Origin of the sequence: Rahnella sp. CFA14(1/10) (assembly GCF_004195095.1) — a bacterium.
GTDB classification, from domain to species: Bacteria; Pseudomonadota; Gammaproteobacteria; order Enterobacterales; family Enterobacteriaceae; genus Rahnella; species Rahnella perminowiae.
This window is the reverse complement of sequence record NZ_SEWS01000006.1, coordinates 177,815-201,873: the sequence shown is the minus strand read 5'-3', so window position 1 is coordinate 201,873 and position 24,059 is coordinate 177,815. Positions and strand designations below refer to the sequence as shown.

The following is a 24,059-nucleotide window of genomic DNA, read 5'->3' as shown; positions in this document are numbered from 1 at the left end:
AACAGTGATAGTTAATAACTGCCAGATTTAGGTGCGGCGTGTAATTCACCATCACCGACTTTAATTCCTAAAATGGCGGCGACTTTTTTGCTGATCAGTTCAATATCAAATGCCGAAGCTGATACCGGACTGAAATCAATAATAGAGCGCTGCGAGGCATTGGCCTCCGGCACACACTCATCCCTGTGGATGGTGCCTAATAATCTTTCATTTAAACGCTGTTCGAAAAAGTGGGTGACGTCGCGGCTTAATGTCCGGCGGGTATCACTTTGGTTAACCACGTAATACTCACCCTTCTTATTATTCAAAGGTGTGCCAATGAGTTTGTTTTTTTCCATTAAGGGTAATAAAGATAATGACGCGGTATCGGCCAGCATCACCACAACATGTAAATCAGCAATCGCCTGAACCGCTTTTAATGCCGGACTCGGGCCCGGAGGAAAATCCGCAATAATAATTAGGCCAGGATAATTCAGGACCGTATTTAATCCGCGCTGTAAAAAAAGCGGATCGCTGGCAAGCTGATGTTCGAACTCCAGCCGCTGATCTTCCGTCACTTCGCCGTACGGTAAAACAAACGTATTGGAGCCCGCTTTCAGGATAAACTGGCTCCAGTCGGATTCATTACCCGAACCGGCCACAAAACCGCGGGTATCGGCAATAGGCACCCCGAAATGAAGGCGAAGGGCGTTCTGTACATCAAAATCGATGACCAGCACTTTACTGCCACTGCGGGCAAGTGAATAGGCCAGGTTGGAGGCCACCGTGGTTTTTCCTACCCCACCTTTCGGTGAACAAACGCAAACTAACGGCATGAGGCAATCATCTCTAACAGGGGTTGAAGCGGTGTGTCGCGATGTAAATAAGCGCTGGCAGGCTGCGGAGCCCGTTGTTTAAACATTTGTTTAAAGCGCTGGTTAGCATCAGCAGACGCCGGGGATGCGGACACCGCGGGCACCGGACTGTGAACGGGCGTTGGATTGTGTACCGGCGGCTGGTGATAAACCGGCGCGACGGGTTGTGGTACTGACTGAGATGCCTGAAGCGGCACAGATTGAACCTGCGCCGGGGCAGGTTTCGACGGCGCTGCGGGCATCGCTTTACGCAATGAATCAAGTAAACCCGACCCGCTGTCAGGAACGACAGACTGGGCATGCAATACCGGTGCCGTGTGAACAGGCTGAGGTTGCGCGGGTTGTATGGTCACCGGTGCTGGCTGAGACGGAACCGGTGGCAGCGTTTCGCGCAGGGCATCAAGCAGGCCAAAACCGGCTGGCGGATGAGGCACCTCCGAAGACAGGGGGGTGGCTTGCTGGTGTGTAACAGGTCGTGCGGCAGAAGAGTTCGGCTCCTGCTGCGTATGGACGGGGTGAACGTCAGAAAGCGAAAACTCATCCGCCGAAATGGATTGCGGTGTTGGCTGCGTGGTACGGCCATTATCAAGCGGACCGGCAGGTTCTTCACTGGCAGAGACTTGTTTAATCAACGTCCATTGATTCATTGAGCCAGTAATGGATTCACCCGTTGATTTTTCATTAAGCTCTTTATAATCAATATTTTCCAACTTCGCCTTATCCATAAAACGTTTAATGTCATCATATTTATTCATAAATCCCGCCCGATAGGATTATATATTTCGGTGTTTTCTGGACGTCAAAACGACAATGATTGGCCGTTAGCACAGGGTGTAAAAAGATGAATATTTTTAAAGTTTTATAGGGGAATAGGACTGGTCTTAATATATCAGGTCTTTTACAGCATAGAGCAGTTTTTACAAAAAATCGGATTTACACCATAAAAAACAACGCCAACATAACTGCCTGTCGCAAAAGCTTTTTGATGAAATTTTTTCATAGGTTTGCATTAAAATAGTATAAAATTTGGTTTTTAATGTGATAAATAGCACATAAACTTCATCGGACGCGCAGTATCCAGGATGTTCTTACGTTTCGCATTATTCGATTAACCCGGGTAATGTATGTTTTCTCTGGTTAAATAACATAAACACTATTCAGTGTAGATGTGTAGCAGCAAACATGTTGTTTTTTATAGTCAAAGTTTCGTCTTTAACCTCGAAATAACCCGTTATAAGGTATACTGCGCACAAGTACCGTTTCAGCCCGGGGGGCGCGGAAAATCATGTCAGTGGTTGACGGAGAATAAAGTTGCGGGTCAGGCGTTCATTAACGATTAAACAGATGGCGGCTGTGTCGAGCATTGCGGCCATCACCATTTGTATTTTTATCGTCATCCAGCTGTTCCACTTTGTACAGCAGCGGAGGGATGATTACGCCCAGCAACTTGAAAATATTGCACATTCTGTCCGTGTTCCGCTTTCGCAAGCCGTGCTGGACGTTGATCTGGAAGAAACGCAGGACATTCTGAATACGCTGCAACCCGTGGGCATTCTGAGCCGCGCTGACGTCGTGATGCCAAACCAGATCGCCGCGCTGCATACGCATTTCCCCCCCGGCCGGCCGGTACCACAATGGGTGACCCGGGGTTTCAATCTGCCAGTGACGATCTCCGTTCCTCTCTATTCTGCGGCTGCCAGCCCTAAAGCTCCCAAGCCTCTGGCTTATCTGGTGCTTCAGGCTGATTCCTATCGCATGTATCAGTTTATCGTCAGCGCACTTTCGACCATGCTGACGACGTACCTGCTGCTGGCGCTGATCCTGACCATTTCGTTGAGCTGGGTTATCAACCGTTTGATTGTCAAACCGCTTCGCGCAATTGCCAGTGAGCTGGAAGCCCTGCCCGAAAGTGAAGTGCCATATCATCAGCTGACCTTGCCGCAACACCACGAAGACGATGAAATCGGCATGTTGGTGCGCAGCTACAACCGCAACCAACAGCAGCGGGAGAAGCCTCAAGACCAGGCCACTAATGCCTGGTTGCCTTCACAAAATATGCTCATCAATGAAGAACAGTTTATGCAGCACCTGCAACACCGCCTGCATTCTGCCGAGCCGGAAAAAGGGTTTCACTTGCTGTTAATCGGCATTGAAAGCTTGCGTGACGACGGCCATGTTGATTGCCCGCTGGTCTGTTCCATCATGGAAGCGTTGCCCGAGAACAGCCTGCTGGCACGTCTGAGTTACAACGAATTTGCCTTGCTGGCGGGAGATATTCCCCGGCCCTTTATGGCGATGCGCCTGGCGCGGAAAATCATGGAACGCATCAATGCACCCCAGGAAAGTCATGCTGGCAATATGTCGCTGCACCCGACCGGCAGCATTGGCATCGTGCAATACACCGGCGAATTCCCGGTCAGTGCGCAGCAACTGATGGTGAACGGTCGTGCGGCCAGAGTCTCGGCCTATCAGCAGGGGAAAAACCAAATCCTGTTCTTCGAACCGGAACTGACCGCAAAAATTCAGAAACGCTTATTGCAGGAAAACGAAATCCTGCATGCGATGGAACAAAATGATTTCACGTTGTTTATACAGCCGCAGGTGAATATGGAAACCGGCGCGGTGGTCGGGGCGGAAGCCCTGCTGCGCCGTAAAATGGCTGACGGGAGTTACGGGCTGGAAAGTGATTTTATTGTGCTGGCCGAAGAAATTGGCGTTATGAGTTTGCTCGGGTACAAAATTCTTGAGCTGGGCTGCCAGATCCTGGCGGACTGGCAGCAACGGGGTATTCTCCTGCCACTGTCAGTGAATCTCTCCGGCGCTCAGGTACAGCAGCGTAACTTCCTGCCGGAGCTGCGCAGCCTGCTGAGCCGCTACAAAATTAACCCGGGACAGCTGGTGCTGGAAATCACGGAAACGGCCCGCATTGACGATCTTGACCGCGCGCTGGTGTTGCTCAGCGAACTTCGCGCCGTGGGTGTTTCCATAGAGCTTGATGATTTTGGTCTGGGCTATTCCGGGCTTGAATACCTTAGCAGGCTGCGTACGTTGCCTATTGATGTGATCAAAATTGATCGCAGCTTCGTCAGCGTTCTGCCGCAGGATGAGGTAATGGTGAATATAGTGGCCTCGATTGGCCGGGCCATGAATATTCAACTGGTCGCTGAAGGCGTAGAAACTGAGGAGCAGCGTCAGTGGCTACTTAAGGAAAATATCCGGCTCGGGCAAGGGTATTTATTTTCAGCGCCACTTTCCAAAACTGACTTTGAACGGAAATTCTGCCCGCTTTCCTGACCGGTACAACGGACAGGAAAATCTCTTTCTGTCCGGCATTTCTCCCGCCTGATGATTTTTTTACTTACATTAGTTCCTGCTGAATGCTTTCCGCTCCGGTTTTTCATGAACCGTGATTGCAGAGGGAAACGAAATATTTCCATCATGTTGTGCGTGTGTTATTTCCCTGCTGCCGCTCATTACCTTTGACCTTACAAAAACAGAAGGCGGCGCATTCACTTCAGGATGGGTATTCATGAAAAAATCACTCTTCAGAAGCCTGTATTTTCAGGTGCTTTTAGCCATTACCGTCGGTGTTCTTCTGGGGCATTTCTACCCTGAGCTGGGTGCTCAAATGAAACCACTTGGTGATGGTTTTGTTAAATTAATCAAGATGATCATCGCACCGGTGATCTTCTGTACCGTAGTCACGGGTATTGCGGGCATGGAAAGCATGAAAGCGGTCGGCCGTACCGGGGCGATTGCGCTGCTGTACTTTGAAATTGTCAGTACGCTTGCGCTGATCATCGGGCTGGTGATTGTTAATATCGTTCAGCCGGGTGCCGGAATGAACGTAGATCCTGCTGCGCTGGATGCTAAAGCCGTGGCGGTTTACGCCGAGCAGGCGCAAAGCCAGGGCATCATTCCGTTCCTTCTCGACGTGATCCCTTCCAGTGTGATTGGCGCGTTCGCCAGCGGGAACATTCTTCAGGTCCTGTTGTTTGCTGTCTTGTTTGGCTTTGCATTGCACCGTCTGGGTCACAAAGGGCAGTTGATTTTCAATGTGATCGAGAGTTTCTCGCAGGTTATTTTCGGCATCATCAATATGATCATGCGTCTCGCACCGATTGGTGCATTCGGGGCCATGGCGTTCACCATCGGTAAATACGGTGTCGGTTCGCTGGTGCAACTGGGGCAACTGATCCTGTGTTTCTACCTGACCTGTGTTCTGTTCGTGGTGGTGGTGCTCGGTCTTATCGCGCGCTTCAACGGTTTCAGCATCTTTAAATTTGTGAATTACATTAAAGAAGAACTGTTGATCGTGCTGGGCACTTCATCTTCCGAATCCGCGCTGCCACGCATGCTGGATAAAATGGAGCGTCTGGGTTGTAAAAAATCAGTGGTCGGGCTGGTGATCCCAACCGGCTATTCCTTCAATCTGGACGGTACTTCGATTTATCTGACGATGGCCGCCGTATTCATCGCGCAGGCAACCAATACACATATGGATATCTGGCATCAGATCACCCTGATTGTGGTACTGCTGTTGTCTTCAAAAGGGGCGGCAGGTGTGACAGGCAGCGGATTCATCGTGCTCGCGGCCACGCTGTCTGCGGTGGGGCATTTACCGGTGGCGGGACTGGCACTGATTCTCGGCATTGACCGTTTCATGTCCGAAGCGCGTGCGCTGACCAACCTGGTCGGTAACGGCGTGGCCACCATCGTGGTGGCTAAATGGTGTGATCAGCTGGACGAAGGGCAGTTAAAAGCGACGTTAAACGGCCAGAAAGGTCTGACAGAAGCCGAGAAGTCCGCCTGAAATTTCTGAGAAATGATGGCTGTATGGCAGAAAATAGTGAGAAAGCTGTGTAAAAACGCATTTATTTAGCCCCAATCCTGCCTAATATCCACCGGTTACTTGATGTAACCGGTGGATTATCTTCATAATATGTCCCTCAAACGCCTCACAGGGCGTTATTTCCCATAATATTTTTGCGGGCTGCGTGACATTGCGAAAAATGCGCGGTCTAACGAAGGGCTGTATTTTCTGTCCTTAAACTTACGCATTCAATTCCTGTGGGCCAGTCGACTGACACCGGCAGGACAGTATATTGAAAATTGGATTGTCATTACGTAGGGGTTCACATGCAGGGCACCAAAATCCGTTTACTCATTGGTGGATTGTTGCTGGCAACAGCCGCAAGTCATGTGCAAGCTGAAGCATTACAACCAGATCCGGCCTGGCAGCAGGGGAAACTGGACAATGGATTTACCTGGCAGTTGCTGACTACACCGCAACGCCCGAGCGATCGCATTGAATTACGCCTGGTGGTTCGCACCGGCTCGCTGGCTGAATCAGCCCAGCAAACGGGCTACGCCCATTTCCTTCCCCGTCTTGCGCTGATGCACAGTGAAGGTTTCAGCACGGCTCAGCTCCAGTCTCTGTGGCAGCAAAGCATTAATCCGCAGCGGCCATTGCCGCCGGCTGTCAGTTCTTATGATTTCACGATGTACAATCTGAGCCTGCCAAATAACCGCCCTGATCTTCTTAAAGATGCGCTGAACTGGCTGGCAAATACGGCCGGTAAAATGACTGTCACACCGGCGCTGATCAGTGCAGCCCGGCAGCAATCGGAAGATCCGGTAGGTTCACTGCCACAAAATACGCAGGATGCCTGGTGGCGTGCACGTATGGCCGGCTCGACGCTGGTCGGCCACAATCCCCACCAGTTGCCCACTAAACCCGTCAATATCGATGCATTAATCAAATTTTATCATCAGTGGTATACACCGGATGCGATGACCTTATTTGTGGTCGGTAATGTTGACAGCCGTGGCCTGAGTGAACAAATTAACCGGACGTTTTCATCACTGAAAGGCAGTCGCCAGACTCCGCAGACGTTGCCGACGCTGTCTGAAGTCACAACCAAATCTATGACTGTCATGGATGAAAATCTGACTCAGGATCGTGTCTCATTAATGTGGGATAACGCCTGGCAGCCCATTCAGGATTCTCAGGCCATTGCCGCCTACTGGCGCAGTGATTTGGCCCGCGAAGCGCTGTTCTGGCATTTGCAGCAGCAGCTGAAAAGTGCGTTTGAAACCAAAAAAGACGTACCGGCAGCGGGGCTGGGTTTCGACTGCAATGTGCAATACCAGCGCGCCCAGTGTGCCATCCGCATCGACGCACCGCAGGCTAAGCTGGCGGAGCTGTTTAAACGTCTGGCAGAAGAACTTCTGGTCGTTCGCGATAAAGGCATTTCTCAGGCTGAATTTGACGCCCTGATTGCTCAGAAAAACGATCAGCTGAGCAAACTGTTCGCGACTTACGCCCGTACCGATACCGATGTGCTGATGAGCCAGCGTTTGCGCTCCCAGCAAAACGGCGTGGTGGATATCGCCCCGGAACAGTATCAGCAGTTGCGTCAGCAGTTCCTTTCCACACTAACCCTGCCGGTGCTGAACCAGGAACTGAAGCAACAGCTTTCCCGTGACCCGGCGTTATTAGTGGCGCAGCCAAAAGGGGAACCGGAGATGAATGCAGCTGAACTGCGGGCTGTGTATGACAAAGTGATGGCCCCGGCGGAGACCTCTCCGGCGGCGGAGGCACCTGCTGCGGATGTGCCGGCGGCATCCGCTGCGACGAGTGCGCAATAAGGGAGAATCCCTTATTTATTCCCGGTTGGGATGGGTGAAAGTTTCGGTTTCTTAAGTGCAGTGATCACTTATCGTGCTGCGCCGAAACCGCCCAAAAGGGGCCATGACGGGCCCCTCTTGGATCTCCCACGTCTTTTTACTGCGCGCTATCGCAGGCACGACGAACATGTTCTGTTACTTAAGCGAGTGGCGCAAAATGTCATCGCTGCGCGATTCCCGAATTTCAGGTTTCGAGCCATAGGTCTCGAACCGTTCATTCGGTGCCATTTTTGAGCACGCCAATCCACTTTTCTAAAAGATAAACATCAGATTGCTATTGAATTTAAGATCGTGCGGGCGATTCAGAAATCTTGCTGAACGGAGCGGCTTCGAGACCTATGGCTCGAAGACCGAGAGAAGGAACCGCAGAGCGGCAAGATTTCCAGCCTGTCACTGCGGTTGCTGAAACATAGCCAGCAAGCGGTAGCGCGGAGTAAAAAAGCGAGGAGAGATTAAAGAGAGGAAAAGCACTTTCCTCTCTTTATCGGTTTCGGCGCAGCGAGTTAAGTGAGCGCAGCACTTAAGAAACCGAAACTTTCACCGTCTTACGACCCAGCCCCACTGCAAGTGAAAAACCCTTATGCCCGGTCTGGCATAAACTCCCTCGGGATGATCGCCCCGCGATGCTGAATTACTGTACTCGCAGTCTCATGCCCGCGCACTGCCGCTTCTGCCGCGCTGCCGCCGGTGAGTCTGACCGCCAGATATCCGGCGCTAAAGGAATCGCCTGCTGCCGTCGTATCGATAACTTTCTCTTTCGGTAATTTCACCGCTGGCACATCATGCAGTTCGCCTTCAGCGCTGGAGACGATGCAACTGTCGGCACCGCGTTTGACGACCACTTCGCTGACGCCCAGCGCATGAGTGCGCGCAATCACCTCATCGTACGGCTTCTGGCCCCATAACATATCTTCGTCATCAAGGGTCAGGAAGGCAATATCGGTGCAGGAAAGCATGGCGTTATACGCGGCCTGCGTTTGGTCTTTGCTGGCCCACAGGCGCGGACGGTAATTGTTATCGAAAATCACTTTACCGCCGCGTGAACGGCAGGCTTTCAGCAAAGTCATCAGACGGTCGCGGCTTTCATCGCTGAGGATCGCCAGGCTGATGCCGCTCAGATACAGATAATCGAATTCTGCCAGTTTCTGACAAATCTCTTCGGATTGGGGGCTGTCGAGCCAGTAGCGTGCAGCCGCATCATTGCGCCAGTAATAGAAGGTGCGTTCGCCGGTGCTGTCCGTTTCAATCACATACAAGCCAGGTAACTTGTTTTCAAGGCGCTGGGTCAGGTCAGTGTGTACCCCTTCCTGCTGCCATGCCTGTAACATCTCATTGCTGAAACTGTCATTGCCGAGCGCCGTGACGTAATGCACTTTCAGCGCATCAGGGGAAACCTGGCGGGAAATATAAACAGACGTGTTCAGCGTGTCGCCACCAAAACCGCGGTGTAGCGCATCGCCTTTCTGAGATAATTCGATCATGCATTCGCCGATAACGGCAATGTTTTTGCTGGTCATTGTACCTGGCCTATGTCTGAAGCATTAAAACGAAAGGAAAGAAAAGACGGTCATTATTACGCTCTAGTCTCTTCATAAGAATGCGGTCAGTCAAACAAATTAAAACAAGGTTTTATTTTTTGTAAGCGGCGGGCAAAAAAAGGCAGTAAAACGAAGGGAAAAGTGGAAGCGACAGCACTTCCACCTGAAGCCGTTACTTATTTTCCAGACGCAGTTCGGTCACCGGACGGCCACCCAGGCCCCAGTTATCGGTATCGACCTCGTCAATGATGACTGTGGTCGTCGCAGGATTTTTGCCCAGTGTATCCACCAGTAATTGCGTCACTCCGGCGATCAGCGCTTTCTTCTGTTCGGCCGTCGCACCCTCGCGGGTGATTTTGATATTAACGTAAGGCATTGTTTCTCCGGATTGTGAATGAGCGTTAATGAAATGTTTCAGCGCTCCCACTGTAGAACGTGCGTAAAAGAACTTCCAGTCAGGCTTTTGACGCATTCAGCACACAGATTGCAGGGGAGCGCAGAGTGATTAAAGTTTCTCCGCGCAGCGCCGATAGATAACCCTACTAAAGAAAGCCAGGAAATCAGGCTACTTTGCCTCCATGAAACACAGTGTGCTGCGAACACACGTTGTTGACATGAATTACATTGTAGTCACGCAACATAGGTTGCCGCACGTCCCTGATGATCTGACTCTTATTCATGACGGCAGAAAAATATGATAACTAAGATGATGTTAGGGCTGATTACGCCTTCTTTTACCGCGATAGAGCGCGTAAAAGCACAGTCTTACTGGCGTCAGTGTCAGAGAGTGTACCGTTTTCAGCCCATTTATCGCACGACCGGAAAGCTGTTAGGAATTGAATTACTGACTGGGGTATTTCACCCTGCGGACCCGCACAAATTTATTTCACCGGAAGAATATTTTGTCGCGATTGCGGTGGGTAAACGCCTGCAAATCGTGCAGGAACAACTTGATCTGTTGCAGCGCTGTCAGCATCTGTTCATCGAACACGAATTACTGGCGTCGATTAACGTCGATGGTCAGGTCCTGGAAATGCTGCAAACAGATTCGGCGCTGCGCACACAAATCCGCGCGATGCCGTATGTGCGTTTTGAACTGGTTGAAAGCGCCGAAAATGCGCTGAGTATTCCGCTGTCGCAAATCGAGCAATCTGACCGGCTATGGCTCGATGACTTCGGTCAGGGTATCGCTAACTTCTCCTCCTTCACCACATGGCATTACGAATACATCAAAATCGCCCGTGATCTGTTTATTTTGCTTGGGCAGAGTGAGGAGGGATCCCGGCTATTTTACACGCTGGTGACGCTGATGAACCGCTACAGCAAAGGCGTGATTATTGAAGGGGTTGAAACGGCTTCGGAATGGGCAATGGTCTGCAATTCTGATGCGCTGGCTGCACAAGGTTATTATCTGGCACGTCCCACCGTTTTCGATAATCTGAATAATCTGCCTATACATTTTAAAGGATAATGAATCACACCTGACCTGCTGAGGCGAACCCTCAAAGGTGCCGCTGAGTTGTTGTGGTGTGATACATCTCCATTTGCCTGATTTTAAAGCATTATTTCCGACCTTCCTGCCTGTTGTTCACCCCTTCGCGGATGCCGTTTCCGGCAAGCTGTTAAGAATTCTACTATGGTTAAACTCTGGGATTCGTTAACTGTCTGAAAGGAACAGGTTTATGACGCGCACAGGTAAAGTGATTTCCTGGGTTGCGGGTGTGATTATCATTGCGTTGATTGCTATCGTGATTTTCATTGCGACATTCGACTGGAACCGCCTCAAACCGACCATCAATCAAAAAGTCAGCACTGAACTGAACCGTACATTCGCGATCCGCGGCGATTTAGGCGTGGACTGGTCGCGTCAGAAAGACGAAGCGGGGTGGCGCGCGTGGGTGCCCTGGCCGCACATTCATGCTGAAGATATCGTACTCGGCAACCCTTCCGACGTGCAACCCGGCGGAAAAGATGCACAGATGGTGAAACTCGCCCGCATTGATGCCAGCATTGCACCACTCGCCTTATTGCATAAAGAAGTGCTGATCCCACGAGTCTGGCTGAAACAGCCCGATGCTTCATTGCTGCGTCTGGATAATGGTAAAAATAACTGGACGTTCAATCTCGACAACAGTGATACCCAGGATCCGGCACAGCCGCCGTCAGCCTGGTCATTTACGCTTAATGATATCGTGTTTGATCGCGGACAAATCGACTACAAAGATGCAAAACTGAAAGCCGATTTCCGGGCCGTGATTGACCCGCTGGGCAAACCGCTGCCGTTCACGGAAGTGGTCGGTGATAAGAAAGATGCACCGAAAACCAAAACCCCGCCTTACGTGTTTGGCTGGAAAGTTGACGGTAAATATAACGGCGAATCGCTTTCCGGTAGCGGTAAAATCGGTGGCATGCTGGCATTGAAAGACCCGGATGCGCTGTTCCCGCTGCAGGCAGATGTGCGTTCCGGGAATACGCGGGTGGCTGTCGCGGGGACATTGCAGGATCCGATGAATCTTGGCGGCCTGGATTTACGCCTGAAATTCTCCGGCCAGACGCTGTCTGATTTGTATGGTCTGACCGGCGTGCTGCTGCCGCAAACACCGCCGTATTCTACAGACGGCCATTTATCGGCGACGTTGCATGATAAAGACGGCGCAGTTTACCGTTATCAGAACTTTAACGGCAAAATCGGTGACAGCGATATTCACGGCTCACTGACTTATCAGGCCAGCAAACCGCGGCCTGAACTGACCGGTGAGGTCGCTTCAAAACAGCTGCGCTTTGCTGATCTGGCTCCGCTGATTGGTGCCGATTCCAACACAGATAAAGCTAAGCGTGGTGAAACCACCCGTCAGCCTGCCGACAAAGTGTTGCCGGTAGAGAAATTCGATACCAAAAGCTGGCGTGTGATGGACGCTGATGTGAAATTCAGCGCCAAACGCATCGAGCACGGTGAGTCCCTGCCGCTGAGCGATTTAAGCACCCATCTGAAACTGAATGACGGTGTGATCCTGCTTGACCCGCTACGTTTCGGGATGGCAGGCGGCAATCTGAATTCCACCCTCCGCCTCGAAGGTGACAAATCACCGATGCAGGCGCGCGCCGATATCCATGCCCGTAAGCTGAAGCTGAAACAACTGCTGCCAAACGTACAGGCGATGGAACGCAGCCTGGGTGACCTGAACGGTGACGTCACGCTGACCGGCACCGGTAATTCAGTAGCGGCACTTCTCGGCACCAGCAACGGCGACATGAAAATCCTCATCAACGACGGCGTGATCAGCCGGGGTCTGATGGAACTGGCGGGACTGAATGTCGGTAATTACGTGGTGAGTAAACTGTTCGGCGATGATGAAGTCGCGATCAACTGCGCGGCTGCCAACGTCAATGTGAAGAACGGGCTGGTCACGCCACGGCTGTTTGTGTTTGATACTGAAAATGCGGTGATTAACATTACCGGCAATACCAATATGGCGACCGAACGGCTGGATCTGTCGGTTAACCCGGAAAGTAAGGGGGTGCGTATCCTGACCTTACGTTCGCCGCTGTATGTTCGCGGCACCTATAAAAATCCGGATGCCGGTGTGAAACCCGGGCCGCTGATCGCCCGTGGTGCTGCAGCGGTGGCGCTCGGTGCTGTCGTTGCGCCCGCCGCAGCTCTGCTGGCGCTGATTTCTCCAAGCGACAATGAAGAAAACCATTGCGGTCCGATTTTGCAGCAGATGAAACAGAAGTAATCGTGTTGGATTAACGCCTCCCCTGCGAAGGGGGAGGCCGGGAGGAGGTTTTAAGGCTGAGGCAGCGGATCCAGTACTGCACATTTGTGGTCCTGGATTTCTTCGGCGGAGGCATTATTGAGTTTGAGTAAGTCACGCTCACTGGCCAGCAGCAGGAAATCGCCGCCCGGCAGACTGACCATCGCCATACCGAAGTGACCCATTTTTTTCTGTGCGTCCGGTACGCCCTCCGCCAGAAGACGGAATGCACCTTTCTCATTCAGTTCGGCCTGCGTGACTTTACGCGCCAGATAGGTGTGGCCAAGCAGCTTATCGGGCAATTCCTGCCAGTTATATCCCATCTGCCCGCCATCTTTACTCAGCGTGGTTTTCACCTGCGGTAAAAGACATGAAATATGGATGTGCAGCTGGTTCTGCGAACGTCCGTATTGCGAGTTAATCGCCAGCGAAACATTGCTGTCATCAATCGGTTTACCGTATTTATCCGCCATAAAATGCCGCGCATTCCATGCCTGACTGAAAAAGTTCGGCGTTGACGGTTCGAGCAGTGCGGGGCTTTCCATACCGGTGATGCGCGCACTGGGCATCAGCAAATATTGCAGCGGACCGTTCAGATCTTTGAGCACCACAAACCCTTGTTGTTCATCCACCTGTGCGCAGGGAGCGGGCTTTCCGCTGCCGCGCTGATTAGGCACGCATTTCGTACTGATGATGTTCCACAGGGCGTTCGGATTGGAGGAGTGAGGCCAGAAATACCAGAAGGCCGCGGCAATAACGATTAGCAGGATCAGGACGGGCAGGATAAATCGACGCAAGCGCATAAGAAACCTTCGCAGAAGGCACCGTGCCGGGCGCAAACCGGGCACGGTGTCCGGGTCAGTTACAATGACTGATGGGCGGTCTCTTTGGACAACAGCAGTGCGATCAGCGTCAGCGTTGCCATTGAAGCCAGATAAACGCCCACATAGAACAATCCGTAATGGGTTGCCAGCCAGGTGGCGATGTACGGCGCAACGGACGCGCCCAGTATCGAAGACACATTATAGGAGAAGGATGCGCCGGTATAGCGAACTTCTGTCGGGAACAGTTCCGGCAGCAGCGCGCCCATCGGACCGAAAGTCAGCCCCATCACCATGAAACCACACAGCAGGAATACCATCACCAGCGCCTGAGAACCCGCACCCAGAATGGTCGGGAAGCACAGAGCGAAGACAATCATCAGCAGCGTAATACAAATCATGGTTTTGCGACGGCCAAACTTATCTGCCAGCTGACCGGCAACCGGCACCATGACACCGAAACCGACCACGCCGATCATCAGCATCAGCAGGAATTCATTACGCGCAATACCCAGACCCACCGGCTTGGCTGCTGTGCCGTAACCCAGTGAGTACACGGTCATGATGTAAAACAGCGTGTAAGTGGCGACCATGATAAAGGTGCCGAGAATCGTCGCTTTTTTGTATCGGGTAAACAGTGTACCGATCGGCACCTTGACCTGTTTCCCGGCTTTGGCGATTTTGGCGAACACCGGCGTTTCGTGCAGGGAAACACGCACATACAGACCGACGATAACCAGCACTGCCGAAAGCAGGAACGGCACACGCCAGCCCCAGGAAATAAACTGTTCGTCAGTCAGCAGCCAGGACAGCAGCAGGAACATGCCGTTTGCGAAGAAGAAACCAATCGGCGCGCCAAGCTGCGGGAAAGAACCGTACAGCGCACGTTTCTTCGCCGGTGCATTTTCAGTCGCGAGCAGCGCCGCGCCGCCCCATTCACCGCCCAGCCCCAGACCCTGGCCAAAACGCGCCAGCGCCAGCAGCATTGGTGCAAATACGCCAATTGTGGCGTAAGTCGGCAGAAGGCCGATCACCACGGTGGAAACGCCCATTGTCAGCAAAGAAGCCACCAGCGTGACTTTACGCCCGACGCGGTCGCCGAAGTGGCCGAACAGCGCAGAGCCGATTGGCCGGGCGATAAAGGCGATGGCGAAGGTGGCAAGAGACTGTAGCGTGGCGGCCGTCGGGTCACCCTGCGGGAAGAAAATATGCGGAAAAACAATCACCGCAGCGGTGGCATAGATATAAAAGTCGAAGAATTCAATGGCCGTACCGATAAGCGATGCCACGATGACTTTGCTGCGGGAGTTCTGACTCACCAATTGCGCGTCAGCTTCTAATTCTGGAGTGATAGTGGCTTGCATAAGTGTTTCTTATTTGTAATGAGTGGGAGGGATCTAATGTAAAAAAATGTATATCGAAAAGGCATCTTATGCAGAGCGTGGCGGTATTTCAACGCAGCGGAAGCAGGGAAATAAAGCGTTTAAAGCGCGATCGGGGGATTATTTTATCCGGGCAGGATTTCGCCAGTCATAAGTTTGATGAATGGATAAAAGTCAGAGTAACTGACTGCAAAACCGCGAAATAAAAGTGCGGCCCTCAGTCAGTTATTCTGGTTTTCAGGGCAGTGCACAGGATTGTTTGGTGTTATTCACTGCTTTTCTGCTTTGTTATCAGCATTAACTCCGGTTATATGCATTTCGTCTGGCATGATGAGGTTGTCTGGCGTGTATTCACTGTCGTTTCCGGTCGATTTTTGGTTTGCGTCTGCGGCTTTTGGCTTACGATCCGCTACCGGCGCGTCATCCTTGTATTTCGCCGTCGCTATCCACGCGGCGACGAATAACGTCAGCCGGGCGAAGAAATAAAAGAAAGCCATCAGGCCGATTACGGAACCAAAGGCTGCACCGGAAGGCGAGGTTGCCAGCTTTGGCAGCGTCATGGTCATCACAAATTTAATCACCTCAAAACCTATCGCCGCCAGCAATGTTCCGCGCAGCAGGGCTTTTTTACGGGGTTTATGGCGCGGAAGCATCCAGAAAATCCACAAAAAAAGCAGGTAGTTGGCAGCAACGGAAATCACCAGCGTGATGCTGGTCATGACAGGACGAAGCCAGTCGATACCCCCCAGCCCCAGCGCATCGACAATGGTTTTTTGCGCCGCCCCGGCGATTGAGGTCAGCGACAGCGTGATAATCAGCGCCAGCACCAGTCCGGTCAGTGAAATAAAATCGCGCAGATAGCGGCGGTAAATTTTCTCCTGATCCTGCGGGTTACGTTCCCAGACATCGCGCGACTGGGCACGGATCGCCTCGCGCAGATTGCCCATCCAGCTTACGCCGGAGTAAAGCGCAATCAGTAAACCGGATAATCCCACGGCGGTACGCTGCTGGATGGCGGTATTCACTGTGCTTTTCAGCGTATTTGCCAGATTCGGGTCGCTGATGCTGTTGACGATTTTGTTGATCAGTTCTGCCAGTAAATCAGGATTGGAGGCCAGCACAAACCCGACTGCGGCGAAGGACACCATCAGAATCGGGATCAGTGACAGAAAGGAGAAATAGGTGATGGCCGCGCCAAACTGGCTGCCAAGGCGATCATTAAAGCGTTCCGTGGCACGCACTAGATGCGCCACCCATCCCCAGGACTGAATGCGTTCCACCAGCCGCGAGAAACGGCCAATGTTTTTATCCACCGCCTGATTACCGGTTTTGATGTTGATCAGCGGGGTCGGTTTTGCCTGCGTTTCGGTTTTTTGCGTGGAAACTTTTTGTTTGGAAAGATTGGGCATTGATCCATGTTGTCCTTAAAAGTGCATCCGCCTTTAAGTATAGACGCCTGAGCGGCTCAGGGGGCGGGGCGGTGGTTTAACCGCTCAGGCGATGAACGTTTGGGTGATGTCGGTCAGCCAGTCCATAAACACTTTGACGCGGCGTGACAAATTCAGGCGGTGCGGATAAACCAGCGTCACTGGCATCGGCGGCGCGCGAAATTGCGGCAAAATGCTCACCAGCTGCCCTCCTGCCAGTGCGTCTCGCACGCTAATCAGCGGCACCTGAATGATACCCAAACCGTTAATACAGGCGCTGGCGTAGGTTTCGGTGCTGTTAACCGTGACGGCACCGCCGCTTTTGACCGTTCTTACCTGTTTGCCGTCGAGATATTCAAAGACCGACGTATGGCTGCCGAGGATTTGTTCATAATGCACCATGGCGTGCTGCGCCAGCTGGTCAGGATGATCCGGCGTACCATAGCGGCGCAGATAACCCGGGCTGGCGCAGTTAATCATGCTGAGATGTCCGAGCGGACGCGCAATCAGCCCGGAATCCTTCAGGGTGCCGGAGCGGATCACACAGTCGAACCCTTCACGCACCACATCCACGCGGTGATCGGTGCAGCTCAGTTCAATTTCCAGTGCCGGATAGCGGTTAAGAAACTCCGCCAGACGCGGTAACACCAGATGCGTCGCCATTCCGGTGGTCATATCGACCCGCAACCGTCCGCTGACACTGGCCGGATTCGACTGAAACATCGATTCCAGTTCATCCATGCTGGCCAGCAACTCTTTGCAGCGCTGATAAAACACCTGGCCGTCCTGCGTCAGTTGCACACGGCGCGTTGAACGATGGAGCAAACGTGCAGACATCCGCGTTTCCAGTTGCTGCACCAGCCGCGACACGCTGCCCTTTGGCAATCCCAGACTTTCTGCCGCGCGGGTAAAATTACTCAGCTCAGCGACACGCACGAAAACCTGCATTGATTGAATTTTATCCACATCTTGTCCGATTGTTGTTGAAAATGAGACAGTGAAATTCATTATGAACCATTTATCACTCTCCGGTAATCCAATAGGCTGTATTTCATCCGATGCAACAGAAGCAAAATTGAATGAGGCCTGTTATGAACCGTAAAATCGCTATAGTGACCGGCGCAAGTCGTGGTTTAGGTAAGAATGCCGTTGAAAAACTGACAAAAAAGGGCATTGACGTGATTCTGACTTACCACCATCAGGCCGGTGCTGCCCGGGAAGTGGTGGCATCTGTCGAAGCGCAGGGGGGAAAAGCTGTGGCGTTGCAGCTCAATACCGGCGAGTCCGGCAGTTTTGATGCGTTCGCTGCGGAAATCAAAACCCAATTGCAACAGGTCTGGCAACGCGACACTTTTGATTTTCTGGTCAACAATGCCGGTGTCGGTTTACATGAGGCGTTTGCCGATACCACGGAAGCACAATTTGATCTGATGATGAATGTCCATCTTAAAGGGCCGTTCTTCCTGACCCAAAAGCTGTTACCGCTGATGGCCGACGGTGGGCGCATTCTGAATATTTCCAGCGGACTGGCGCGTTTTGCCCTGCCAGGTTCATCGGCCTACGCCATGATGAAAGGTGCCATCGAAGTGCTGACCCGCTATCAGGCAAAAGAACTCGGCGCGCGGGGCATCACTGCTAATGTGCTGGCGCCTGGCGCAATTGAAACGGATTTCAGTAATGGTATGGTGCGGGACAATCCGGATGTGAACAAACTGGTTGCCAGCAACACTGCGCTGGGCCGGGCCGGATTGCCGGACGATATTGGTGATATGGTGGCGCTGATGCTCAGTGATGAAGCTGGCTGGATGACCGCCCAGCGCGTCGAGGCTTCAGGCGGTATGTTTATCTAAACGTTAATCGTGCTGGAAACGCTTTGCTTTCATATGTTGCTGTTTTTCCAGCTCGAAAATCGCCCGTTGCAGGTCGCGTTCCTGTGCGGGCGATAAATGCGGAAACCTGAAACTCAGTCGTTGCGATGTCACGGTTTCGCCTTTGTTGCTCACTGTCTTACGTACCATCGCGCCGAGATACTGCAAATCCAATGTGAAGGTTCCCAGTTCCGCTAACTGAATCAGCGAATCTTTCAACATTGACCCTTCGGTGATTTCCGGTGGCGTTGCTCCTTCAATTTCCAGCCCCAGCCCGCCGAGTGAAATATCACGCACGCGATAAGCAAACTCAGAAGTATCAGGCAGTGTTCCGCTGCACCGGTAATCCGGTATCCACGGCACACTCACGCGGAAATATTCACGACGCTGAATAAAATACAACACCGGGGGAATATCGCAGGTAAATGTCGGTAAACCTTCGTAGCTGACCTGGCGGGCTTTGCTGCAGGAAAACTCAACCTTGGCCCCGGCCGGTTCCGCAACAAACGTCAGTGTGTCGGCCTCAGCGGCCAGATTGTTCTCGTAATCTGAGCTGCCCAGATCGAACAGGAACTGATGATTGTCAGCATCAACATCCAGAATCTTACTGATAAATTGCCCGCGTGAATGGCTGACCATGACCAGGGTCTGGTTCTTCTTTAAGTCACGCAGAACGGACAAGATTGCCAGCGTGTTCCGCTTCGCAAACGATTCTTTCGACACTTCGCTCACCTGACACACCTCATAAGAAATAAATGCAAAATTATGGCGCAGCCGTTGCCATACAGGGCACCTGCTACGGATTATCGGCGGCTCAGAACAAAACTTTATCCGCTAATAACGGATATTTTTATGGATCAAAAAGTGAAATTACAGCGCCGGGCAGGCCATTTTCCCCCCCTGACTTTATATAGGCTATCTTTTCATGTGCTGACGTGTATTTTTTCCTTAGCTTTTTTATCACTCAATACATAACAGGGGAAAATTATTTTTCCCGCCTAACCGAATAGAAACCGGTGCTCAGGTGTTTACTTTATATCGAACACTTACGGGCACGGTTTTTATGCAAACTCCATCTTCTGTTCTCCGCAACCGTTACGACGGGCTGACGATTTTGCTGCACTGGCTGACGGCACTGGCCGTGATTTTTCTGTTTGCCAGCGCACATATCTGGGAAGTCCTCGATCACGGGACACCGCTGCGTAAAGGGCTGCAATCCGTGCATATTTCGGTGGGGATTCTGCTGGCGGCCATTATCACCGGGCGTCTGCTGTGGCGGTTATTCACGGTCAGTACCGGACGCAGTAAACAGCAACCCGTCGCCATGCCCGCGCTGATGAAAGCCGCCGCACATCTGACCCATCTGGCGCTCTATTTATTGCTGATCACGCAGATCATTCTGGGCTTTTTATTTCGCTGGTCGCAGGCTGAACCCTTCTATTTCTTCGGTTTATTCCCGATCCCGGACGTATTTAATTTTGACAGCATAATGACCCGAACCTTTGGCTCATTACATAACAATGTGGCCTGGGCACTGATTATTATTGCGGGCGTGCATGCGCTGGCGGCACTTTTCCATCATTACGTTCTTCGCGACGGCATTCTGCGCCGCATGTTACCGGGCAGCCAGGGCCGCCCGTAAGTCATCAGTTCATTCTCTACAGGACATCATTATGAAGACAAAAACGGTAATGCAGGCGTTGTCAGTTGTGTGTCTGGCGGGCAATCTGCTGTTTTTCAGCGCGGCAGCGAATGCAATGGGGGATGATTCCGACGCTAAAAAAACGCCGGATTGCCCGAAGGGGCAAATCTACGACAGCAAAACCAAAAGCTGCATGGTGGATAAAGGCAGCATGATCTCCGATCAGGATAAAACCCAGTACGCCTATCATCTGGCGAAAACCGGCCGTTATCAGGAAGCGCTGACGGTGCTGGATACGCTCAAAGATCAGAACACCAAAGAGGCCTGGAACTATCGTGGTTACGCCACGCGTAAACTCGGGCGTACCGACGAAGGCATCAGCTACTATCATAAGTCGATTGCCCTTGACGCGCATTACGCCAAAGTCCGGGAATATCTCGGCGAGGCTTATATGATTAAAGGGCGTCCTGATCTCGCCAAAGCCCAGCTGGCGACCATCAAAGGCTTGTGCGGAACCGGCTGCGAAGAATATCGCGATCTGAGCGCAGCCATCGCCGGCCATCCGGAATCCTGATCACGGAGAAACGATAAATCTCACCGGCAGACTTACGTTCTGAACTGAGCCAGTGCCTGTCACGTCTGTGGCGCTACGCGATGGTGTTGTCGCGCAAGCACGATGTGGCAGACGATCTGGTGCAATCCACCTGCGTGCGGGCGCTGGAACGCTGCGCGCAGGTTAAGGACAGTACCGGCACGGACCGCTGGCTCTTTTCTATACTGCACTCCATATGGGTGAATGAACTCAGGGCGCAGCACGTCCGTCAGGGACAGGGTTTTGCCGATGTCAGCGAAACGGAAACCCCCGCTGATACGCTGTCTTTCGAAGAGCGTCACTGGCACACGCAGGTGATGCAGCGGGTGAACCGCCTGCCTGAAGCCCAGCGCAATGCGGTATTTCTGGTGTATGTCGAAGGTTTCACCTATCAGGAGGCGGCGATGACGCTGTCTGTGCCCGCCGGTACTATCATGAGCCGTCTGGCGACCGCGCGGCTGACGCTGGCAAAAGACGCAGACCTCGCCACTCAACCGCAGCAGGGAGAGAAAAAATGACCCGTGAAATCGCGCCTGCGCCTTATGCTGATGAAGTTCTGGTTGCCTATCTCGATAACCAGCTCAGTGAATCTCAGCGCGCGAAGTTTGACGCACAGCTGAGCCAGGATGACGTGCTGACGCGGCGGCTGGCACAGATGTCACGCAGCAATTTACCGTTCCACGATGCGTTTGGCGCGATGTTGCAGGAAGCGCCGGTCGGGAAATTGCAGGCCGCACTCGATGCGATCCCTGACGCACGGGGTACCGGTTCGCCTGGATTAAGCCGCCGCGCATTGCTTGCGGCGTCGTTAAGTTTTCTGGCTGTCGGGCTGCTGGCCGGACGCTACTCCACACTTTTTACTTCTGAGGATAACTGGCGGGCGCGCGTGGCGGATTATATGTCGCTGTATACCGCGCAGACGCTGGCCGATGTTTATGATTCTGCCGGGCAACAAAAAATACAGCTCGCGCGGGTGCAAAACACCTTAGGGATCCCGCTGAGCCCTGCGGCGCTGGCGGTGCAGGGCGCGGATCTTAAAGATGCCCGTATGCTGCATTATGACGATGATGATATTGCGCAAATTACCTATCTTGACGCGCGTTACGGCCCGATGGCGTTGTGTATTACGCGCAGCAAAAGCGTTGAAAATACGTCATTGCAGCGTGAAATACGCCGGGGTATGAACGTGGTTTACTGGCGTACTGCCGGTTACAACTTCATGCTGATCGGCCACAGCCCGGCAACGACTCTGGCCGCGCATGCCGCAGCTTTACAGGCGAATCTGGTGTGAGTAATTTCGTCACGTCACTAACTTATGTAATTATTTAAAGTATTAAACTATTTTTAATGCACGTAACGACAATGTTAAATTGTTTACGAAATCTCAATAATATGAGTATTCGGCAACATTTATGTGGTTGATTTGTCGTTTTTAGCCGCGGTTTTCGTTACTCCCCATTATTGTCCTTTCATCATTTGTGGAAATAATCGTTTATTTCCCACCGCAACGGGTTGTTGATTTCGTTTATCCAGGGGAAATCTGGATAGCTTTCACCTGCAAAATTAAAACTAAACATTCAGAGAAACAGACGTCATGAGAAAGATACTCGCCATGATCCTCTGCCTTAACGTGGTTGCTTTCAGCCAGTCAGCGTTCGCAGAAGATGAAAAGCCCGTTGATGTGTTACTGATCGGCGGCGGCATTATGAGCGCGACGCTGGGGACATACCTTCAGGAATTAGAACCAGACTGGTCAGTCGACATGGTGGAGCGCCTGGACGGCGTGGCGCTGGAAAGCTCGAATGGCTGGAACAATGCCGGTACCGGTCACTCTGCACTGGCAGAAATGAACTACACGCCGGAAAAAGCTGACGGCAGCATCGATATCTCCAAAGCGGTTGAAATTAACGAATCCTTCCAGATTTCCCGTCAGTTCTGGACCTATCAGGTTGAGAACGGCGTGTTACACAACCCGCGTTCTTTCATCAACAGCACGCCGCACATGAGTTTTGTCTGGGGCGACGACAACATCAACTTCCTGCGTAAACGTTTTGCCGCGCTGCAACAAAGCACGCTGTTCCGTGGTATGGAATATTCAGAAGACCCGGCGCAAATCAAGCAGTGGATCCCGCTGGTAATGGAAGGACGTGACCCGGCACAGAAAGTGGCGGCGACCCGTATCCCGATCGGCACTGACGTGAACTTCGGTGAAATCACCCGTCAGCTGGTGGCCTCATTACAGAAGAAACCTAACTTCTCCCTGAGCCTCGGCCATGAAGTCCGCGATATTAAACGTAACCCGGATAACACCTGGAACGTAACCGTTGCCGATCTGAAAAACGGTGATAAAGAAAGTGTCATCAAAGCGAAGTTTGTCTTTATCGGTGCAGGCGGCGCATCCCTGACACTGCTGCAAAAATCCGGTATTCCTGAAGCGGATAACTACGGCGGTTTCCCGGTAGGCGGCGAGTTCCTGGTGACCGAAAACCCGGACGTGGTGAAACGCCACCTGGCAAAAGTGTACGGTAAAGCGTCAGTCGGCTCCCCGCCGATGTCCGTTCCGCATCTTGATACCCGTATTCTGGACGGCAAACAGGTTCTGTTGTTCGGGCCTTTCGCCACCTTCTCCAGCAAGTTCCTGAAAAACGGTTCCCTGTGGGATCTGTTCGGCAGCGTGAACTTCTCCAATATCATGCCGATGACCCATGTGGGCATCGACAACTTTGATCTGGTGAAATATCTGGTCAGTCAGGTGATGCTCTCCGACGATGACCGTTTCGATGCATTGCGTGAATATTTCCCGGATGCGAAGAAAGAAGACTGGCGTCTGTGGGAAGCCGGTCAGCGCGTGCAGATCATCAAAAAAGATGAGAAAGAAGGCGGCGTTCTGCGTCTTGGCACCGAAGTGGTCAGCTCGAAAGACGGCAGCATTACCGCGCTGCTGGGCGCTTCGCCGGGCGCATCTACTGCAGCACCGATCATGTTGCACCTGATGGAAAAAGTGTTTAAAGACAAAGTTGCCACCCCGGAATGGCAGGCCAAGCTGAAGCAAATCATCCCGTCTTATGGCACCGAACTGAACGGCAACGTGGCGGCGACCGAGAAAGAACTGGGCGACACCAGCCGCGTTCTGATGCTCGACAATCCGCAACCGAAAGCTGCAGAGCCGGCACCGGCTGCGGATGCTTCTGCACCGAAGAAAGAACAAAAAGTGGTGGCTGACGTCGCGCTTTAAGCCGTATCGTCACTCCACCCTTCAAAGGCGCGGGCAACCGCGCCTTTTTAACATCTCGCTTTCCCCACAAAACCCGATTTAGCACGAATAGCGCGTTCTTTGACCGTCTGAAAGCCCCCGGAATGACCTTGCCAATCCCCTTCAAATCCAGCTGTGATGCGGCCTGAAGCGCTATCCGACATCCCGTTTGCCTGTTTTTTTGAAACGTTAAATCCTTTTTTAATTTTTGTAGTGATAATGTTATATTCTTAGTCA

General features: G+C 52.2%; 20 protein-coding genes. 11 read left to right on the top strand and 9 right to left on the bottom strand.

The annotated features are described in order from the left end of the window. Window positions 1-11: 11 nt before the first annotated feature. A complete protein-coding gene (bcsQ, locus tag EVX52_RS13875) occupies window positions 12-815 on the bottom strand; it encodes a cellulose biosynthesis protein BcsQ (protein WP_129953937.1) in 804 nt (267 codons plus the stop codon). Next, entirely contained in the window at window positions 806-1,609 is an 804-nt protein-coding gene (locus tag EVX52_RS13870; protein WP_129953936.1) for a cellulose biosynthesis protein BcsO, read from the bottom strand. The genes bcsQ and EVX52_RS13870 overlap by 10 nt, the downstream gene beginning before the upstream one ends. Before the next feature lie 556 nt (window positions 1,610-2,165). Here EVX52_RS13870 and hmsP point away from each other — a divergent pair. The 3 genes from hmsP to EVX52_RS13855 all read left to right on the top strand — a co-directional run bounded on the left by hmsP (window position 2,166) and on the right by EVX52_RS13855 (window position 7,505). Continuing rightward, entirely contained in the window at window positions 2,166-4,148 is a 1,983-nt protein-coding gene (hmsP, locus tag EVX52_RS13865) for a biofilm formation regulator HmsP (RefSeq protein ID WP_129953934.1), read from the top strand. A 235-nt stretch (window positions 4,149-4,383) separates the two neighbouring features. Continuing rightward, entirely contained in the window at window positions 4,384-5,667 is a 1,284-nt protein-coding gene (locus tag EVX52_RS13860) for a dicarboxylate/amino acid:cation symporter (protein ID WP_129953932.1), read from the top strand. A gap of 326 nt (window positions 5,668-5,993) precedes the next feature. Beyond that, window positions 5,994-7,505 (top strand): pitrilysin family protein, encoded by a 1,512-nt coding sequence (locus EVX52_RS13855; protein ID WP_129953930.1) that lies wholly within the window; start codon window positions 5,994-5,996, stop codon window positions 7,503-7,505. Between the two features lie 617 nt (window positions 7,506-8,122). Here the strand turns inward: EVX52_RS13855 and EVX52_RS13850 are convergent. Together EVX52_RS13850 and EVX52_RS13845 are read right to left on the bottom strand one after the other, a co-directional pair. Beyond that, a complete protein-coding gene (locus EVX52_RS13850; RefSeq protein ID WP_129953928.1) occupies window positions 8,123-9,061 on the bottom strand; it encodes a sugar kinase in 939 nt (312 codons plus the stop codon). A gap of 193 nt (window positions 9,062-9,254) precedes the next feature. Continuing rightward, window positions 9,255-9,458 (bottom strand): 2-hydroxymuconate tautomerase family protein, encoded by a 204-nt coding sequence (locus EVX52_RS13845; protein WP_129991508.1) that lies wholly within the window; start codon window positions 9,456-9,458, stop codon window positions 9,255-9,257. A 318-nt stretch (window positions 9,459-9,776) separates the two neighbouring features. Between EVX52_RS13845 and pdeH the strand changes: the two genes are divergently transcribed. Next, window positions 9,777-10,553: a cyclic-guanylate-specific phosphodiesterase gene (gene pdeH, locus EVX52_RS13840; protein WP_129991507.1), complete on the top strand. Its 777-nt coding sequence runs from the start codon at window positions 9,777-9,779 to the stop codon at window positions 10,551-10,553. Between the two features lie 211 nt (window positions 10,554-10,764). Further along, complete coding sequence (locus EVX52_RS13835) at window positions 10,765-12,819, top strand: AsmA family protein (RefSeq protein WP_129991506.1); 2,055 nt, start codon at window positions 10,765-10,767, stop codon at window positions 12,817-12,819. Between the two features lie 50 nt (window positions 12,820-12,869). Here EVX52_RS13835 and EVX52_RS13830 read toward each other — a convergent pair whose 3' ends face one another. From EVX52_RS13830 to EVX52_RS13815, 4 genes are all read right to left on the bottom strand, one after another. Next, window positions 12,870-13,640, bottom strand: coding sequence for a CDP-diacylglycerol diphosphatase (locus tag EVX52_RS13830; RefSeq protein ID WP_129991505.1), 771 nt, complete (start codon window positions 13,638-13,640; stop codon window positions 12,870-12,872). A gap of 59 nt (window positions 13,641-13,699) precedes the next feature. Next, on the bottom strand, window positions 13,700-15,022 hold the full coding sequence (locus tag EVX52_RS13825) for an MFS transporter (protein ID WP_129953919.1): 1,323 nt from the start codon (window positions 15,020-15,022) through the stop codon (window positions 13,700-13,702). A 287-nt stretch (window positions 15,023-15,309) separates the two neighbouring features. Then, on the bottom strand, window positions 15,310-16,449 hold the full coding sequence (gene yhjD / locus EVX52_RS13820; protein ID WP_129953917.1) for an inner membrane protein YhjD: 1,140 nt from the start codon (window positions 16,447-16,449) through the stop codon (window positions 15,310-15,312). Between the two features lie 84 nt (window positions 16,450-16,533). Next, window positions 16,534-17,433 (bottom strand): LysR family transcriptional regulator, encoded by a 900-nt coding sequence (locus tag EVX52_RS13815; protein WP_205952661.1) that lies wholly within the window; start codon window positions 17,431-17,433, stop codon window positions 16,534-16,536. A gap of 125 nt (window positions 17,434-17,558) precedes the next feature. On the opposite strand from EVX52_RS13815, the gene EVX52_RS13810 reads away from it, so the two are divergent. Continuing rightward, window positions 17,559-18,317, top strand: coding sequence for an SDR family NAD(P)-dependent oxidoreductase (locus tag EVX52_RS13810; protein WP_129953913.1), 759 nt, complete (start codon window positions 17,559-17,561; stop codon window positions 18,315-18,317). Window positions 18,318-18,320: 3 nt separating this feature from the next. Here EVX52_RS13810 and EVX52_RS13805 read toward each other — a convergent pair whose 3' ends face one another. Continuing rightward, window positions 18,321-19,067, bottom strand: coding sequence for a flagellar brake protein (locus EVX52_RS13805; RefSeq protein ID WP_129953911.1), 747 nt, complete (start codon window positions 19,065-19,067; stop codon window positions 18,321-18,323). 331 nt (window positions 19,068-19,398) lie between these two features. Here EVX52_RS13805 and EVX52_RS13800 point away from each other — a divergent pair, with 331 nt between their 5' ends. The 5 genes from EVX52_RS13800 to EVX52_RS13780 all read left to right on the top strand — a co-directional run bounded on the left by EVX52_RS13800 (window position 19,399) and on the right by EVX52_RS13780 (window position 23,804). Further along, window positions 19,399-19,977, top strand: coding sequence for a cytochrome b (locus tag EVX52_RS13800; RefSeq protein WP_129953910.1), 579 nt, complete (start codon window positions 19,399-19,401; stop codon window positions 19,975-19,977). Between the two features lie 31 nt (window positions 19,978-20,008). Then, complete coding sequence (locus EVX52_RS13795) at window positions 20,009-20,551, top strand: M48 family metallopeptidase (RefSeq protein WP_129991503.1); 543 nt, start codon at window positions 20,009-20,011, stop codon at window positions 20,549-20,551. An 80-nt stretch (window positions 20,552-20,631) separates the two neighbouring features. Further along, entirely contained in the window at window positions 20,632-21,087 is a 456-nt protein-coding gene (locus tag EVX52_RS13790) for a sigma-70 family RNA polymerase sigma factor (protein ID WP_235173521.1), read from the top strand. Next, window positions 21,084-21,860 (top strand): anti-sigma factor, encoded by a 777-nt coding sequence (locus EVX52_RS13785; protein ID WP_129953905.1) that lies wholly within the window; start codon window positions 21,084-21,086, stop codon window positions 21,858-21,860. Before EVX52_RS13790 ends, EVX52_RS13785 begins: the two co-directional genes overlap by 4 nt. A gap of 303 nt (window positions 21,861-22,163) precedes the next feature. Continuing rightward, complete coding sequence (locus EVX52_RS13780) at window positions 22,164-23,804, top strand: malate:quinone oxidoreductase (protein WP_129953903.1); 1,641 nt, start codon at window positions 22,164-22,166, stop codon at window positions 23,802-23,804. The last annotated feature ends 255 nt before the right edge of the window (window positions 23,805-24,059 follow it).

Excerpts from the sequence above, each read along its gene's own strand:
- EVX52_RS13790 (WP_235173521.1), top strand. The coding sequence starts at position 20,632 with ATGGTGTTGTCGCGCAAGCACGATGTGGCAGACGATCTGGTGCAATCC.
- yhjD (WP_129953917.1), bottom strand. The coding sequence starts at position 16,449 with ATGCCCAATCTTTCCAAACAAAAAGTTTCCACGCAAAAAACCGAAACG.
- EVX52_RS13800 (WP_129953910.1), top strand. The coding sequence starts at position 19,399 with ATGCAAACTCCATCTTCTGTTCTCCGCAACCGTTACGACGGGCTGACG.
- EVX52_RS13795 (WP_129991503.1), top strand. The coding sequence starts at position 20,009 with ATGAAGACAAAAACGGTAATGCAGGCGTTGTCAGTTGTGTGTCTGGCG.
- EVX52_RS13870 (WP_129953936.1), bottom strand. The coding sequence starts at position 1,609 with ATGAATAAATATGATGACATTAAACGTTTTATGGATAAGGCGAAGTTG.
- EVX52_RS13850 (WP_129953928.1), bottom strand. The coding sequence starts at position 9,061 with ATGACCAGCAAAAACATTGCCGTTATCGGCGAATGCATGATCGAATTA.
- EVX52_RS13855 (WP_129953930.1), top strand. The coding sequence starts at position 5,994 with ATGCAGGGCACCAAAATCCGTTTACTCATTGGTGGATTGTTGCTGGCA.
- EVX52_RS13830 (WP_129991505.1), bottom strand. The coding sequence starts at position 13,640 with ATGCGCTTGCGTCGATTTATCCTGCCCGTCCTGATCCTGCTAATCGTT.
- EVX52_RS13860 (WP_129953932.1), top strand. The coding sequence starts at position 4,384 with ATGAAAAAATCACTCTTCAGAAGCCTGTATTTTCAGGTGCTTTTAGCC.
- EVX52_RS13835 (WP_129991506.1), top strand. The coding sequence starts at position 10,765 with ATGACGCGCACAGGTAAAGTGATTTCCTGGGTTGCGGGTGTGATTATC.
- pdeH (WP_129991507.1), top strand. The coding sequence starts at position 9,777 with ATGATAACTAAGATGATGTTAGGGCTGATTACGCCTTCTTTTACCGCG.
- EVX52_RS13825 (WP_129953919.1), bottom strand. The coding sequence starts at position 15,022 with ATGCAAGCCACTATCACTCCAGAATTAGAAGCTGACGCGCAATTGGTG.
- EVX52_RS13810 (WP_129953913.1), top strand. The coding sequence starts at position 17,559 with ATGAACCGTAAAATCGCTATAGTGACCGGCGCAAGTCGTGGTTTAGGT.
- EVX52_RS13780 (WP_129953903.1), top strand. The coding sequence starts at position 22,164 with ATGAGAAAGATACTCGCCATGATCCTCTGCCTTAACGTGGTTGCTTTC.
- EVX52_RS13785 (WP_129953905.1), top strand. The coding sequence starts at position 21,084 with ATGACCCGTGAAATCGCGCCTGCGCCTTATGCTGATGAAGTTCTGGTT.
- EVX52_RS13845 (WP_129991508.1), bottom strand. The coding sequence starts at position 9,458 with ATGCCTTACGTTAATATCAAAATCACCCGCGAGGGTGCGACGGCCGAA.
- bcsQ (WP_129953937.1), bottom strand. The coding sequence starts at position 815 with ATGCCGTTAGTTTGCGTTTGTTCACCGAAAGGTGGGGTAGGAAAAACC.